Genomic DNA, 14,520 nt, shown 5'->3' on the forward strand with positions numbered 1-14,520 from the left:
GTCCCCCTGCGCAGGAGTGAAATGGCCGTCAACCTGGTCAATGTCGAGAACGTCAGCAAGGTCTACGGCACTCGTGCCCTGCTGGACGGCGTCTCGCTCGGCGTGTCGGAGGGCGACCGCATCGGCGTGGTGGGCCGCAACGGCGACGGCAAGACCACCCTCATCCGGATGCTCGCCAAGCTGGAGGAGGCCGACACCGGGCGCGTCACGCACTCCGGCGGGCTGCGCCTCGGCGTCCTCACCCAGCACGACTCCCTCGACCCGGCGGCCACCGTCCGGCACGAGGTCATCGGTGACATGGCCGACCACGAGTGGGCGGGCAACGCGAAGGTCAGGGACGTCCTCACCGGCCTCTTCGGCGGCCTGGACCTGCCGGGGTTCCCCAAGGGCCTGGACACCGTCATCGGGCCGCTGTCCGGCGGTGAGCGGCGCCGTATCGCGCTGGCCAAGCTGCTCATCGAGGAGCAGGACCTGCTCGTCCTCGACGAGCCCACCAACCACCTCGACGTCGAGGGCATCGCCTGGCTCGCCCGGCATCTGCGCGAACGCCGCTCGGCGCTGGTCTGCGTCACCCACGACCGCTGGTTCCTCGACCAGGTCTGCACCCGCATGTGGGACGTGCAGCGCGGAGCCGTCTACGAGTACGAGGGCGGCTACTCGGACTACGTCTTCGCCCGCGCGGAACGCGAGCGGATCGCGGCCACCGAGGAGACCAAGCGGCAGAACCTGGTCCGCAAGGAGCTCGCCTGGCTGCGTCGGGGCGCTCCCGCCCGTACCTCCAAGCCCCGTTTCCGGGTCGAGGCCGCCAACGAGCTGATCGCCGACGTGCCGCCGCCGCGCGACACCTCCGAGCTGATGAAGTTCGCCTCCTCGCGGCTCGGCAAGACCGTGTTCGACCTGGAGGACGTGACCGTCCAGGCCGGGCCCAAGGTGCTCCTCAAGCACGTCACCTGGCAGCTCGGGCCCGGCGACCGCATCGGCCTGGTCGGTGTCAACGGCGCCGGCAAGACCTCGCTGCTGCGCGCCATGGCCGAGGCCGCGCGCACCGAGGGCGAGGAGCAGCCGGCGGCCGGCCGGATCGCCGTCGGCCGGACCGTCAAGCTGGCTTACCTCTCCCAGGAGGTCGCCGAACTCGACCCGAACCTGCGGGTCCTGGAGGCCGTCCAGCGGGTGCGCGAGCGCGTCGACCTCGGCAAGGGACGCGAGATGACCGCCGGGCAGCTGTGCGAGACGTTCGGCTTCAACAAGGAGAAGCAGTGGACGCCGGTCGGCGACCTCTCCGGCGGTGAGCGCCGCCGCCTCCAGCTGCTCCGGCTGCTCATGGACGAGCCGAACGTCCTCTTCCTCGACGAGCCCACCAACGACCTCGACATCGAGACCCTCACCCAGCTGGAGGACGTCCTCGACGGCTGGCCCGGCTCGATGATCGTCATCTCCCACGACCGGTTCTTCGTGGAGCGCACCACGGACCGCGTCTTCGCCCTCCTCGGCGACGCCACCCTGCGGATGCTGCCGCGCGGCATCGACGAGTACCTGGAGCGGCGTCAGCGCATGGAGGAGACGGCCGCCGCGACCGCCGTGGCCCCGAAAGCCCCCACGGCCGACCGGAGCGCCGCCGACCAGCGCGCCGCCAAGAAGGAACTCCAGAAGATCGAGCGTCAGCTGGACCGCGTCTCCGAGAAGGAGACCAAGCTGCACGACCAGATCGCCGCGAACGCCACGGACTTCGCCAAGGTCGCCGAACTCGACACCCAGCTGCGCGACTTGGCCGGGGAGCGCGAGGAACTGGAGATGCGCTGGCTGGAGCTGGCGGAGGACGCGTAACACGGCGCGCGCGGTCCCGGGCGGCGCGTAACTCGGCGTGTGCGCTGTGCCGGTGGGCGCGCGACCCGCATGGGTGCGCCCGCCCCCTCATCCACCGGCGTGAACCGGCCGCGCACGCGCGCCACCCCACGGCGCGCAAACCCCCTGCGCGCGCCGGCGTGAAGGGAGCGTGAAGGCGCGTAACGGGGGCATCACGGGGCGGTTCTTCCTTGGGAACAGGGGTTGATGAGGGTCCGTGGCCTGTCGGTCCCGAGTGATAGAAAGGTCCGTCTGAGAGAAGTCTGAGAACGGCCTGAGGCCCATCGGGAGTCTCGGGGCGTGGCTAAAAATCAGTAACGGGGGAAGGGCGCTGATGACTCAGCCACCCAGTCAGCCGCCGCAGCAGGGCGGATTCGGAGCACCGCAGGACCAGCCTCCACCGGGTGGTGGCTTCGGCGCCCCGCAACAGCCGCCCGCGCAGGGCGGTTTCGGTGCGCCCCAGGGCACGCCCCCGCCTCCTGCCCAGCCGGGATACGGCTATCCACAGCAGCCGGGACCGTACGCGCAGCCCGGTCCGTACGGCCAGCCCCAGGCTCAGCCGCCCGGCCCCTACGGCCAGCCCCAGGCTCAGCCGCCCGGCCCCTACGGCCAGCCCCAGCAAGCGGGGCCGTACGGGCAGCCGCCCCAGCCGGGTTACGGCTATCCGCCGCAGTACCCGGGCGCACCCGGCATCGCTCCGCCGCCCGGGGGCGGGGGCCGCGGGCCGTTCAGGGGGAAGCCCGGGCTGATCGTCGCGGCGGCGGTGGCGGCCCTGCTGGCCGTCGGCGGCACCGTGTACGCCGTGACCAGCGGGGACGACGGCAAGAACCCGGTCGCCCAGCAGTCCGACGACCCCAAGGCCTCCGGCACCGACGCCCCGGTCAACCCGGGGGACGGCAGCGGCGACGGCGGCACGGACCCGGAGAACCTCAACGAGGGCCGCGAGTCCGGCGAGGCCAAGGTGCTCTGGTACAAGTCGGCGCCCGACGCCCCGGCGTCCGGCGCCGACGCCCCCGGCATGTGGATCACCGGGAAGACCGCGGTGAAGGCGGCGTACAAGCAGGTCTTCGCCTACCGCGTGGGCGGCGGCGCCGCGGCCTGGGCCCCGATCACGTTCCCGCAGAAGATCTGCGCGGTGACCCCGGACCAGTCGGCCGACGGCAAGGTCGTCGTGGCGTACATGAACGGCACCAGTGACCGGGCCAAGTGCAACCGGCTGCAGGAGATCGATCTCGACACGGGCCACAAGGGGTGGACCGCGACCGTCGCCGACGGCGGCCTGTTCGACAGCGCGATCAGCATCGAGCTGACGATCAGCGGAAAGACGCTGATGGTGGGCCGCTCCCAGTCGGGCACGGCGTACGACCTTGGCAGCGGCGACAAGCTGTACGACAAGAAGAAGTACGGCGCGTCCTGCTTCCCGACGGCGTTCGCGGGCGGTGCGCACCGGCTGGTCGAGGTGGCCTCCTGCGGGGTCGGCGGCGGCAACGAGCACGACGAGATCTCGGAGCTGGAGCCGGCCACCGGCGCGGTCAGGTGGACCCAGCCGGTCAAGAAGGGCTGGTCGGTCGAACGGACCTACTCCGTCGACCCGCTCGTGGTCTACATGACCAACGAGGAGAAGAAGGCCTGGAACATCTCGACGTTGGACGCCAAGGGCGCGTTCCGGTCCGAGGTCAAGGTCGACGAGAAGTTCGCCCCCGAGTGCGGCTGGGCGATCTTCGCCCGTGACCTCCAGGGCTGCCAGGGCGTCGCCGTCGACGCGACCACCCTCTACCTGCCGACGGACACGAATAGCGGTGCCAACGAGATCGTCGCGATCAGCCTCGTCGACGGCAAGGCGAAGTGGCGTACGAAATCCCCGACGGACGAGTCGATGTACCCGGTCAAGGTCGAGGGCGGCAAACTCGTCGCGTATGTACGGCCGTCGTACGACTCGGGCGGTCAGGTGGTGTCGATCCCGACCGCCGGCTCCGCCCACGCCACCGCCAAGCTGCTGCAGAACCCACAGCACACCGCCGACATCGAGGACGGCTTCTACGACGGCGCGGTCGACTGGGTCGACGGCCGCTTCTATCTCTCCTCAACGCGGCTGTCCGGCAGCGACGACGCGAAGGAGAAGCTGATGATGGCCTTCGGCGACTGAGCGGCCCCACCTCGCCCCGCCCTACCCCGTCCAGCAGCCCGCGCCGACGGCCGGCCCCCTCACCCCGCCGGCCATCGACCGCCGGCCGTCGACCGCCGGCCGTCTGCCGCACCGGCCGCCAGTGCCGGCCCACGCGCCGTCCTCCACTGGCCCACGCGCCGTCCCCAGCCCTCTCCCGCGCCGTCCCGTCCCCAGAGGTTCCCCGTCATGACCCAGCCGCCTCCGCCACCGCCCAACCAGCCCCCACAGCAGCCCGGTTTCGGCGCCCCCGCCGGCCCGCCGCAGCCACCCGTACCCCCGGCCCCCCAGCCGGGCTACGGCTACCCGCAGCAGCCCCCGGCCCCCCAGCCCGGCTACGGCCACCCCCACCAGCCACCCCAGCCCCCGCAGCCCGGCTACGGCTACCCCGCCCAGCCCCCGGCCGTGAACCCGTACACCCAGCACCCCCCCACCCCCACCCCCACCCCCACCTCCGCCAACCCCTACGCCCAGCCACCCGGTTACGGCTACCCGGGCGGCCCCACCCCCGGCCCCGCTCCCGCCCCCGGCAGGAACAACACCACGCTGTTCATCGTCGTCGCCGCGGTCGTCGTGATCGCGCTGATCGTCGGCGGTGGCATCTGGTACTCCAAGTCCTCCGGCGCGGACGGCAAGAAGGACGACACCGCGGGCTCCAGCACCGGCGGCACCGGCGGCAAGGGAGGAGGCGGGGGAGCAGGCAAGGGCAGCGAGAAGGTGCCCGCGGACCCGGCCTCCAGGATCCTCTTCCAGGTCCCGCTGCCCACGGCGAACGACACCACGGTCACCGCCGGTTCCTGGCTCACCGACAAGGTGTACGCGAAGACCGGCGTCGCCCGGATCGTCGGCTACGACCCCGACTCGGGCGCCAAGCTGTGGACGGTGCCGCTGCCCGGCCCGGTCTGCTACGCCACCGGGCACACCAGTGCGGACGGCAGGACGGCCGTCGTCTTCCAGCCGAAAATGCCGCCCAAGGGTTCCACGGCCGGCTGCACCCAGGTCGCCGCGATCGACCTGAACGCCGGTAAGAGACTATGGACGCAGACGATCAAGTCCGGTGACGTACCGATCAACTTCAATAACGTGACGGTCTCCCAGCAGACGGTCGCGGTCGGCGGTACCAGCGGCGGCGCCGCCTTCGCCCTCGCCTCCGGCAAGGTCCGCTGGCAGCCGAAGCCGACCGACACCTGCTACGACGCCGGTTACGGCGGCGGCGCCAAACTGGTCGCGGTCCGCAGCTGCGGCAGCGGCGACACCGCCCAGCTGCACATCCAGACCATCGACCCGGTCTCCGGCAAGGTGATCTCCGAGTACAAGATGACCTCGGGCATCGCCTACGCCAGCGTCGTGTCGACCGACCCCCTGGTCGTGGCCGCGGACGTCAACGACAGCGCGGGCGACGGCAGCGGCTTCTCGGACGTCTTCTCCATCGACAACAGGACCGGGCAGCTGCGCACCCGCATCTCCACGCCCGGCAGCTCGTACGCGGCCCGCTGCGACGGCATCTACCAGCTGGAGAAGTGCCAGGGAGTGGTGGTCGGCAACGACCGGCTGTACCTGGCGACCGAGGCGCACGACGGCGGCGCGGACCTCGCGAAGACCAACGAGATCGTCGCCTTCGACCTGGCCACCGGCAAGCAGACCGGCCAGCGCGCCGACGCCGGCGACAACTACACGATCACACCGCTGCGCATGGACGGTCCGAACGTGATCGCGTACAAGAACCCGCCGTACGACAAGGGCGGCCAGATCGTCAGTATCGACGGCGGTTCGTTCAGCGAGACCAAGCTGCTGGAGAACCCGTCGACCGCGTCGGTCAGGGCCGTGGAGACCGCCATGTCCCCGGCGTACGCGGAGGTCCTCTACTCTCAGGGGCACCTGTACCTGTCCGCGGTGTACGCCCACGCCGCCGGTTCGTCACTGTCGGCCAAGGAGTACCTGGTCACCGCGTTCGGCGCGGGTGGCTGACGGTTCGTCAAGCGGAAACACCCGTATCACCCGGCCCGCGATTCCGGTCCCGCCCCTGGTCAGCGGCGGGACCGGGCGCGTACCGCATCACACCCGCTCTTCACCTGCGAATACGAGAAAAGCCAGAGATTCCTCCGATCCGGGGCACTTCTCATCAGTAGGGGCAGCGCAACGTCGAACAAGCGTGTAGCTTCCGGGGGCATGAAGGACGAGGTGCCGGGGGGCCCTCTGTCCACGCGGACCAGTGGGCATCCATAGTGGGGCATCCATTGGGGGGACTGGGGGGTTGCTCTATGGGAGTGCGGCTCATGGTGGTCGACGACCACCGGTTGCTCGCCGAGGCGCTGGCCTCGGCGCTGAAACTGCGCGGCCACCGGGTGCTCGCGGCGGCGGCGCCGGCGGCGGGTGCGGCGGAGCTGGTGATCACGCGCGCGCCCGAGGTGTGCCTGCTGGGTACGGCGACACCGGCCGAGCCGGGGATCTTCGACCCGGTGGTGCGGATCAAGAAGGAACGGCCGCAGGTCGCCGTCCTCGTGCTGGGCCCGGTGCCCTCACCGCGGGGCATCGCGGCGGCCTTCGCCGCGGGCGCCTCCGGATACGTCCGGCACGACGAGCGGATAGAGGGCGTCGAGCGGGCGATCATGAAGGCGCGGGCCGGGGAGGCAGCGGTGGCACCCGCCCTGCTCCAGGGTGCCTTCGGTGAACTCCTCAACCCGGCCGCCCAGCCCGACGACGAGGGCCAGCGCCTCCTCCAGATGCTCACCCCGAGGGAGGTGGAGGTGCTGGTGCGCGTCGCCGACGGCGAGGACACCCGCCTGATCGCGGCGGGCATGGGCATCGCCCCGAGCACGGCCCGCACCCATGTGCAGCGGGTGCTGATGAAGCTGGGGGTGGGGTCGCGCTTGGAGGCGGCGGCTTTGGCGGCACGTACCGGGCTGCTGGACAGGGCCGGCCCACTCAACCATTCAGCAGGGCCGGACCAGTAGCCGGCGGCCACCGCACCCACCCAGGGGCGCGGGGCCGTAGCGATGTGCGGCTCCGCCGTGCGGGCGCGACCAGCCCCCACGCACCCGCACCCGCACGACGACCTACTCCACCTCCTTCTCCCCTTCCACCGAAGGAACCGGCGGCGGGGTCGGCCGCAGCCACAGCCACACCAGAAAGAACACCCCCAGCAGCAGCATCCCGATCCCGGTCCACAGGTTGATGTTGATCCCCTGTGCCTTGTCGATCTCGGCCTGCGAGTCCGTGATCCCGGTGATCGTGACGATGATCCCGTACAGCACGAACAGCCCACCGATGATCCGCCGCAGATCGAAGATGCGCGCGGCGGTCGCGGACTTGCCCTCCAGCTCGGTGACTTCCCGATGGACGTCCTGCTCGGAGTAGTGGAACCCGGAGTGCCCGGAGTCGTCGGTCATGGTCTCTCCTCTTCTCCAGCCACGGCGGTCAGAACGAGAACGGGATGTAGCAGAGGGCGGCCAGGATCACCGCACCCCAGCCCAGCAGCGCCGGCCGCCGGTACCAGGCGTCGTCGCCCGCGGCGCGCGCCTCGGTCATGCCGGGGGAGCGCGTGCCGTAGACCAGGCCCGCCAGCTCCGCCTCCGGCTTGGGCGCGGTGAACAGGGACACGATCACCATCACCACCGCGCCGGCGACGAAGCCGGCGATCGCGGAGACGAAGTTGGCGCCCTGGTCCGAGGGGATGCCGATGATGTCCTTCTTGTAGAGGACGAAGTAGTTGACCATCGCGGTCACCGTCCCCGCGAGCAGCCCCCAGAAGCCGGACTTCGCCGAGGCGCGCTTCCAGAACATGCCGACGATGAAGACGACGAACATCGGCACGTTGAAGAAGGAGAACAGTGTCTGGAGGTAGCTCATGATGTTCGAGAACGACGACGCCAGGAACGCCGTACCGACGGACGCGGCCACGCCGATCGCGGTGATGAGGCGTCCGAAGCGGACGTAGTAGCCGTCCTCGCGGCCCCGCACCACGTACTTCGCCCAGATGTCGGTCGTGAAGACGGTGTTGAAGGACGACACGTTGGCGGCCATGCCGGCCATGAAGGCCGCGAGCAGGCCGGTGACCGCGATGCCGAGGACGCCGTTGGGCAGGAGTTGGGACATCAGGTAGGGGATCGCGTCGTTGTACTGGAGGTCGGAGCCGGACGTGCCGATGTTCGGCACCAGCGCGGCGGCGACCAGGCCCGGGATCATCACCAGGAAGACGATGAAGATCTTCGGGTACGCGGCGATCAGCGGGGTGCGCTGGGCGGCGGAGAGGTTCTTCGCCGACAGGGCGCGCTGGACCTCGGCGAAGTTGGTCGTCCAGTAGCCGAAGGAGAGGACGAAGCCGAGGCCGAGGACGATGGTCAGCCAGTTCGCGCCGAGCGGGTTGACGGTGCCGATGCCGGTGCCGCCCCAGGCGGTGGTGAAGTTGTGGCCGTGGGTGGCGTCGAGCTTGTCGACCAGGCCGTCCCAGCCGCCCACCTTCTTCAGGCCGAGCACGGACAGCGGGATGAGGGCGGCCAGGATCACGAAGAACTGGAGCACCTCGTTGTAGATGGCCGAGGAGAGGCCGCCGAGGGTGATGTACCCCAGCACGAACGCGCCGGCCACCACGATCGCCACCCACTGCGGCCAGCCCAGCAGTGCCTCCACGACGATCGCGAGGGCGTACAGGTTGACGCCCGCGATGAGGATGGCGGCGAAGGCGAACAGGATCGAACTCAGCAGATGTGCGGCTCTGTCGAAGCGCAGCAGCAGCATCTCGGGGACCGAGCGGACCTTGCTCCCGTAGTAGAACGGCATCATCACCAGGCCGAGGAAGACCATGGCCGGAATGGCGCCGATCCAGTACCAGTGCACGGTGTACGCGCCGTACTGCGCGCTGTTGGCGGCCATGCCGAGGATCTCGGTGGCGGCCAGGTTCGCCGAGATGAACGCGAGCCCGGTGATCCACGCGGGCAGCGAGCGTCCGGACAGGAAGAAGTCGAGGCTGGTCTTCACCGAGCGGCGGGCCGCGAAGCCGATGCCCAGGACGACCACGAAGTAGATCGCGAGGATCACGTAGTCGAGCCCGTTGGTGGGGAGCCGTAGCTCCTGCGCGAGGTATGTGGGGGATGCGGGGGCATTGGTGGGGTTCTGCACCCAGTAATTCAACACTTTCGTTGTCTCACCTTGATTGATTCCGATGTTGACTCACCTGGTGAGTTGTGTTTTGGTGTGTTCGGTTCTGTTTGATGGTTGGCTGACTCGAACAACGCTCGATTTTCGGGAGTCCGCAGTGAAGAAGACCTCGACCCGGCTGGCCGACGGTCGCGAGCTCATCTACTACGACCTGCGGGACGACACCGTGCGGGACGCGGTGGACCGCAGGCCGCTGGAGCGGACGCACACCACCTCCGAGATCCGCCGTGACCCGCTGCTCGGCGACCAGGTCGCCATCGCCTCGCACCGGCAGGGCCGCACCTACCACCCGCCGGCCGACCAGTGCCCGCTCTGCCCGACCAAGGGCGACCGGCTGAGCGAGATCCCGGACTCGTCGTACGACGTGGTGGTCTTCGAGAACCGTTTCCCCTCGCTGGCCGGCGACTCCGGGCGCTGTGAGGTGGTCTGCTTCACCTCGGACCACGACGCGTCCTTCGCGAGCCTCACCGAGGAGCAGGCGCGTCTCGTCCTCGACGCGTGGACCGACCGGACCTCGGAACTGTCGCATCTCCCCTCCGTCCAGCAGGTGTTCTGCTTCGAGAACCGCGGCGAGGAGATCGGCGTGACGCTCGGTCACCCGCACGGCCAGATCTACGCCTACCCCTTCACCACCCCGCGCACCGCCCTGATGCTGCGTTCACTCGCCACTCACAAGGAGGCGGCCGGCGGAGAGAACCTCTTCGACGCCGTCCTGGAGCGGGAACTCGCCGACGAGCGGGTCGTCCTTGAGGGTGAACACTGGGTCGCCTTCGTGCCGTACGCGGCACACTGGCCCTACGAGGTCCACCTGTACCCGAAGCGCCGGGTCCCCGACCTGCTCGGACTGGACGAGGCGGCGCGCTCAGAGTTCCCCCAGGTTTATCTGGAACTCTTGAGGCGCTTCGACCGTATCTTCGGTGAGGGTGAACCTCCCACGCCCTACATCGCCGCCTGGCACCAGGCGCCGTTCGGGACGCTGGAGGAGTTCGAGGGGGTCACGCGCGACGACTTCGCGCTCCACCTGGAGCTTTTCACCATCCGCCGAACGTCCGGCAAGCTGAAGTTTCTCGCGGGTTCCGAATCCGGCATGAACGTGTTCATCAACGACGTGCCGCCGGAGCGCGCGGCCGAGCGACTGCGAGAGGTAGCGAGTTGATGAAGTACCTGGTGACGGGCGGAGCGGGTTACGTCGGCAGCGTGGTGGCCCAGCACCTGCTGGAGGCGGGCCACGAGGTCACCGTCCTCGACAACCTGTCCACGGGCTTCCGGGAGGCCGTCCCGGCGGGCGCCGCCTTCGTCGAGGGCGACATCCGCGACGCCGCGAAGTGGCTCGACGCCTCCTACGACGCGGTGCTGCACTTCGCCGCGTTCTCCAAGGTCGGCGAGTCGGTCGAGCAGCCCGAGAAGTACTGGGACAACAACGTCGGCGGCACGATGGCGCTGCTCGCCGCGATGCGTGAGGCCGGCGTCCGCAAGCTCGTCTTCTCCTCCACGGCGGCCACCTACGGCGAGCCGGAGCAGGTCCCGATCGTCGAGACCGCCCCGACGAAGCCCACCAGCCCGTACGGGGCCACCAAGCTCGCTGTCGACCACATGATCACCGGCGAGGCCGCCGCGCACGGCCTGGGCGCGGTCTCCCTGCGCTACTTCAACGTGGCCGGTGCCTACGGCGCGCAGGGCGAGCGCCACGACCCCGAGTCGCACCTGATCCCGCTGGTCCTCCAGGTCGCCCAGGGCCGCCGCGAGGCCGTCTCGGTCTTCGGCGACGACTACCCGACGTCCGACGGCACCTGCGTCCGCGACTACATCCACGTCGCGGACCTCGCCGACGCCCACCTGCTGGCCCTGACGGCCGCGCTCCCCGGCGAGCACCTCATCTGCAACCTCGGCAACGGCGAGGGCTTCTCGGTCCGCGAGGTCATCGAGACCGTCCGCCAGGTCACCGGCCATCCGATCCCCGAGGTCGTGGCCCCGCGCCGGGGCGGCGACCCGGCCGTCCTGGTCGCCTCGGCGGCCACCGCCCGCGAGAAGCTGGGCTGGAACCCGACCCGCGCGGACCTCGCGGGCATCGTCGCGGACGCCTGGGAGTTCGCACAGCACGTCTCAAGGGAGCAGTAGTGGGGGCACAGCAGGTCCGGGACGGTTTCACGGAGCTCTACGGAACCGCGCCCGAAGGGGTCTGGTCGGCGCCGGGCCGGGTCAACCTGATCGGTGAGCACACCGACTACAACGACGGCTTCGTGATGCCGTTCGCGCTGCCGCACGCGACGACGGCCGCGGTCTCCCGCCGCACCGACGGCGTGCTGCGGCTGCACTCCGCCGACATCGAGGGCGGGGTCGTCGAGCTCTCCCTCGACGCCCTGGAACCCGGCACCGACCAGGAGTGGACGGCGTACCCGGCGGGCGTGGTCTGGGCGCTGCGCGAGGCCGGCCACCCGGTCACCGGCGCCGACGTGCACCTGTCCTCCACGGTCCCCACCGGAGCAGGCCTGTCCTCCTCCGCGGCCCTGGAGGTGGTGATCGCCCTCGCCCTCAACGACCTGCACCAACTGGGCCTGGCCCGCTGGCAGCTGGCCCGCTTGTGCCAGCGCGCGGAGAACGTCTACGTCGGGGCGCCCACCGGCATCATGGACCAGACGGCGTCCGCCTGCTGCGAGCAGGGGCACGCCCTGTTCCTGGACACCCGCGATCTCTCGCAGAAGCAGATCCCCTTCGACCTCGCGGCCGAGGGCATGCGGCTGCTGGTCGTCGACACCCAGGTCAAGCACGCTCACAGCGGCGGCGAGTACGGCAAGCGCCGGGCCGGCTGCGAGAAGGGCGCGGCCCTGCTGGGCGTGGACGCGCTGCGGGACGTCGCCTACGACGACCTCGACGCGGCGCTCGACCGGCTGGGCGACGAGGAGGAGGTACGGCGCCTGGTCCGGCACGTCGTCACCGAGGACCACCGCGTGGAAAGCGTCGTCGCCCTGCTGGAGGCCGGCGACACCCGCGCCATCGGCCCGGTCCTCACCGAGGGCCACGCCTCGCTGCGCGACGACTTCCGGATCTCCTGCCCGGAGCTGGACCTGGTCGTCGACACCGCCCTCGCCACCGGCGCCCTGGGCGCCCGGATGACCGGCGGCGGCTTCGGCGGCTCGGCGATCGTCCTCGCGGAGGCGTCCGACGTCGACACGATCACCAAGGCGGTCGAAGAGGCCTTCGCGGCGGCCGGGTTCAAGGCGCCCCGGACGTTCGAGGCGGTGCCGTCGGCGGGCGCCCGCCGGGAGAGCTGAGGCTCAGCCCAGCCGCTTCGTGAGGGTGTATTCCGTGATCCCCGGCGGATAGTCGGGGACCACGCACACCACCTCGTAGCCCTGCTTCCGGTAGAAGTCCGGTGCCTGGAAGTCCCAGGTCTCCAGCCGGACGGCGGCGCAGGCGCGGTCCTGCCGGGCGATGCGCTCCGCCTCGGACAGCAACCGGCGGCCCAGACCCGTGCCGCGACGGCCGGCGTCCACCCACAGATAGGTGACGTGCAGCCAGGTCGCCCAGGTGTGCCCCACCAGGCCGCCCGCCAGTTCGCCCGAACGGTCGTCCATCGCCCAGACGTGCAGCGGCACTTGGCGTTCGTCGGGCGTCCCGCGCAGGGCCGCGAGGACCGGGGAGGCCGTGGTGTTGCTGTCCCGCAGCCGCGCGTGGAGCAGTTCCCGCCGTTCTTTGTCGACTTCCGTCTCAATACGAAACATGCGGCACACCATAAACGCGTCGGCCGGGCAGTTCTGCAAATTGCCTTCCGCTCCCGCCCCCCTTCCGTACCCTGAGGAGCGGTACCGGTGGGGGCCGGTGCTGATCAGGGGGCGAGACAAGTCGGGTACGACACCCGCGGTGGGGGTAGCAGTTCAGGCACGACGGCGGCCGTGCGGTTCTGTCCTCCCACGGGTGTCGTGTCCGCATGATCCGTCGTTCTGAGCACCTTGGGGTATCCCCTGCTCGTGAAGAGCTTGGGAAGGGGGTTTTGTGGTTCGCATCCGAGTTCTGGTCGTCGACGACCACCGTATCTTCGCCGAGTCGCTCGCCGCGGCTCTGGCCGCCGAGCCCGACGTCGACGTGTCCGCGGCCGGCAGCGGTCCGGCGGCACTGCGCTGCCTGGAGCGCGCGGTCGCCGAGGGCCGCCGCTACGACGTGCTGCTCGTCGACGCCGATCTGGGCGGCCAACTGCCCGGCGGCCGCCCGGCGGTGCCGGTGCAGGAGGGCAACGAGGAGGGTCTGGTCGACGGGATATCCCTGGTCACCGGGGTCCGCTCGGCCCACCCCGCGGTCCGTGTCGTCGTGCTCGCCGAGAAGGACGACCCGCGGCGCGCGGCCCTGGCCCTGCAGGCCGGCGCCTGCGGCTGGGTCGCCAAGGACTGCTCGCTGTCCCGGCTGCTGAACGTCATCCGGGGGGTGCTGCGCGACGAGACCCATCTGCCGCCCGCCCTGCTGACCGGGGTCCTGCGGGAGTTGACGGCCGCGCGCAAGCACCGCACCGAGAGTGAACGGCTCGTGGAGTCCCTCACGCCGAGGGAGCGGGAAGTGCTCCGGTGCATGGTGGCGGGCCTGGGGCGCAAGGCGGTCGCCGAGCGCCTGTTCCTGTCCCCGCACACCGTCCGCACCCATATGCAGAACGTGCTCGGCAAACTGGGCGTGCACTCCACGCTGGCCGCCGTCGCGCTCGCGCGCCGGGCCGGAGTGGGCCCGGCCGACCTGGGGCCCGCCGGGCGGATCCTGCCGGAGGAGAGCAGCAGCGCCTGATCGACACCGGTGAGCCCGCGTCTCCGGTGAGCCCGCGTAGCCGGTGAGCCCCGCGTCTGCGGAGGGATCCGCCCCCGCGGGTCCCTCAGCCGGGGATGTTGTCGAACGGGGCGGTCAACTGGCGTAGCAGAGCGGCGAGTTCGGCGCGCTGGGCGCGGGAGAGTTCGGCGAGGATCGCCCGTTCCTGGTCGAGGAGTCCGGCCAGGGCCTGGTCCGCGCGGTCCTGGCCCTCCTCGGTCAGCCGCACCAGCACGCCCCGCCGGTCGCTCGGGTCCGGCAGCCGCTCCACCAGGCCCTTCTTGGTCAGCCGGTCGATCCGGTTGGTCATCGTCCCCGACGTCACCAGGGTCTGGGTCAGCAGCTGCCCGGGGGAGAGCTGGTACGGCGTCCCCGCGCGCCGGAGCGCGGTCAGCACGTCGAACTCCCAGGGCTCCAGGCTGTGCTCCGCGAAGGCCAGCCGACGCGCCCGGTCCAGGTGCCGGGCCAGTCGGCTCACCCGGCTGAGCACCTCAAGCGGTTCCACGTCGAGGTCCGGGCGCTCCCGGCGCCACGCAGCCACCAGCCGATCGACCTCGTCCTCCATGGCGATC

12 protein-coding genes are annotated in these 14,520 nt (G+C 70.7%); 8 read left to right on the plus strand and 4 right to left on the minus strand.

The window, feature by feature from the left end; all coding sequences use genetic code 11:
• Positions 1 to 21 precede the first annotated feature (21 nt).
• From AB0N16_RS30310 to AB0N16_RS30325, 4 genes are all read left to right on the plus strand, one after another.
• Positions 22 to 1,824: an ABC-F family ATP-binding cassette domain-containing protein gene (locus AB0N16_RS30310; RefSeq protein WP_365802160.1), complete on the plus strand. Its 1,803-nt coding sequence runs from the start codon at positions 22 to 24 to the stop codon at positions 1,822 to 1,824.
• Positions 1,825 to 2,176: 352 nt separating this feature from the next.
• Entirely contained in the window at positions 2,177 to 3,988 is a 1,812-nt protein-coding gene (locus AB0N16_RS30315; RefSeq protein ID WP_365802162.1) for a hypothetical protein, read from the plus strand.
• A gap of 207 nt (positions 3,989 to 4,195) precedes the next feature.
• Positions 4,196 to 5,974, plus strand: a complete 1,779-nt coding sequence (locus AB0N16_RS30320; RefSeq protein ID WP_365802164.1) for a PQQ-binding-like beta-propeller repeat protein — start codon at positions 4,196 to 4,198, stop codon at positions 5,972 to 5,974.
• A gap of 293 nt (positions 5,975 to 6,267) precedes the next feature.
• On the plus strand, positions 6,268 to 6,960 hold the full coding sequence (locus AB0N16_RS30325) for a response regulator transcription factor (protein WP_365802166.1): 693 nt from the start codon (positions 6,268 to 6,270) through the stop codon (positions 6,958 to 6,960).
• 102 nt (positions 6,961 to 7,062) lie between these two features.
• On the opposite strand, the gene AB0N16_RS30330 is transcribed toward AB0N16_RS30325, so the two are convergent.
• Both AB0N16_RS30330 and AB0N16_RS30335 read right to left on the minus strand, forming a co-directional pair.
• Entirely contained in the window at positions 7,063 to 7,395 is a 333-nt protein-coding gene (locus AB0N16_RS30330) for a hypothetical protein (RefSeq protein WP_365802168.1), read from the minus strand.
• 28 nt (positions 7,396 to 7,423) lie between these two features.
• Positions 7,424 to 9,124: a sodium:solute symporter family protein gene (locus tag AB0N16_RS30335; RefSeq protein WP_365802427.1), complete on the minus strand. Its 1,701-nt coding sequence runs from the start codon at positions 9,122 to 9,124 to the stop codon at positions 7,424 to 7,426.
• Between the two features lie 136 nt (positions 9,125 to 9,260).
• On the opposite strand from AB0N16_RS30335, the gene galT reads away from it, so the two are divergent.
• The 3 genes from galT to galK are packed head-to-tail and all read left to right on the plus strand — an operon-like array spanning position 9,261 to position 12,435.
• On the plus strand, positions 9,261 to 10,319 hold the full coding sequence (gene galT / locus AB0N16_RS30340; RefSeq protein WP_365802170.1) for a galactose-1-phosphate uridylyltransferase: 1,059 nt from the start codon (positions 9,261 to 9,263) through the stop codon (positions 10,317 to 10,319).
• Complete coding sequence (gene galE / locus AB0N16_RS30345; protein WP_365802172.1) at positions 10,319 to 11,281, plus strand: UDP-glucose 4-epimerase GalE; 963 nt, start codon at positions 10,319 to 10,321, stop codon at positions 11,279 to 11,281. The genes galT and galE overlap by 1 nt, the downstream gene beginning before the upstream one ends.
• A complete protein-coding gene (gene galK, locus AB0N16_RS30350; protein WP_365802174.1) occupies positions 11,281 to 12,435 on the plus strand; it encodes a galactokinase in 1,155 nt (384 codons plus the stop codon). Before galE ends, galK begins: the two co-directional genes overlap by 1 nt.
• Positions 12,436 to 12,438: 3 nt before the next feature.
• On the opposite strand, the gene AB0N16_RS30355 is transcribed toward galK, so the two are convergent.
• Positions 12,439 to 12,885, minus strand: coding sequence for a GNAT family N-acetyltransferase (locus tag AB0N16_RS30355; protein ID WP_365802176.1), 447 nt, complete (start codon positions 12,883 to 12,885; stop codon positions 12,439 to 12,441).
• Positions 12,886 to 13,156: 271 nt separating this feature from the next.
• On the opposite strand from AB0N16_RS30355, the gene AB0N16_RS30360 reads away from it, so the two are divergent.
• Positions 13,157 to 13,930, plus strand: coding sequence for a response regulator transcription factor (locus AB0N16_RS30360; RefSeq protein ID WP_365802178.1), 774 nt, complete (start codon positions 13,157 to 13,159; stop codon positions 13,928 to 13,930).
• An 85-nt stretch (positions 13,931 to 14,015) separates the two neighbouring features.
• Here AB0N16_RS30360 and tamR read toward each other — a convergent pair whose 3' ends face one another.
• The gene (gene tamR / locus AB0N16_RS30365) at positions 14,016 to 14,513 is read right to left on the minus strand and encodes a MarR family transcriptional regulator TamR (protein WP_365802180.1); all 498 of its coding nucleotides are present in this window, start codon (positions 14,511 to 14,513) and stop codon (positions 14,016 to 14,018) included.
• Between the last annotated feature and the right edge of the window lie 7 nt (positions 14,514 to 14,520).

The sequence above is a fragment of the Streptomyces sp. NPDC051105 genome (assembly GCF_040682795.1).
Lineage (GTDB): Bacteria > Actinomycetota > Actinomycetes > Streptomycetales > Streptomycetaceae > Streptomyces.

Excerpts from the sequence above, each read along its gene's own strand:
- AB0N16_RS30315 (WP_365802162.1), top strand. The coding sequence starts at position 2,177 with ATGACTCAGCCACCCAGTCAGCCGCCGCAGCAGGGCGGATTCGGAGCA.
- tamR (WP_365802180.1), bottom strand. The coding sequence starts at position 14,513 with ATGGAGGACGAGGTCGATCGGCTGGTGGCTGCGTGGCGCCGGGAGCGC.
- AB0N16_RS30330 (WP_365802168.1), bottom strand. The coding sequence starts at position 7,395 with ATGACCGACGACTCCGGGCACTCCGGGTTCCACTACTCCGAGCAGGAC.
- AB0N16_RS30325 (WP_365802166.1), top strand. The coding sequence starts at position 6,268 with ATGGGAGTGCGGCTCATGGTGGTCGACGACCACCGGTTGCTCGCCGAG.
- AB0N16_RS30310 (WP_365802160.1), top strand. The coding sequence starts at position 22 with ATGGCCGTCAACCTGGTCAATGTCGAGAACGTCAGCAAGGTCTACGGC.
- AB0N16_RS30355 (WP_365802176.1), bottom strand. The coding sequence starts at position 12,885 with ATGTTTCGTATTGAGACGGAAGTCGACAAAGAACGGCGGGAACTGCTC.
- AB0N16_RS30320 (WP_365802164.1), top strand. The coding sequence starts at position 4,196 with ATGACCCAGCCGCCTCCGCCACCGCCCAACCAGCCCCCACAGCAGCCC.
- galE (WP_365802172.1), top strand. The coding sequence starts at position 10,319 with ATGAAGTACCTGGTGACGGGCGGAGCGGGTTACGTCGGCAGCGTGGTG.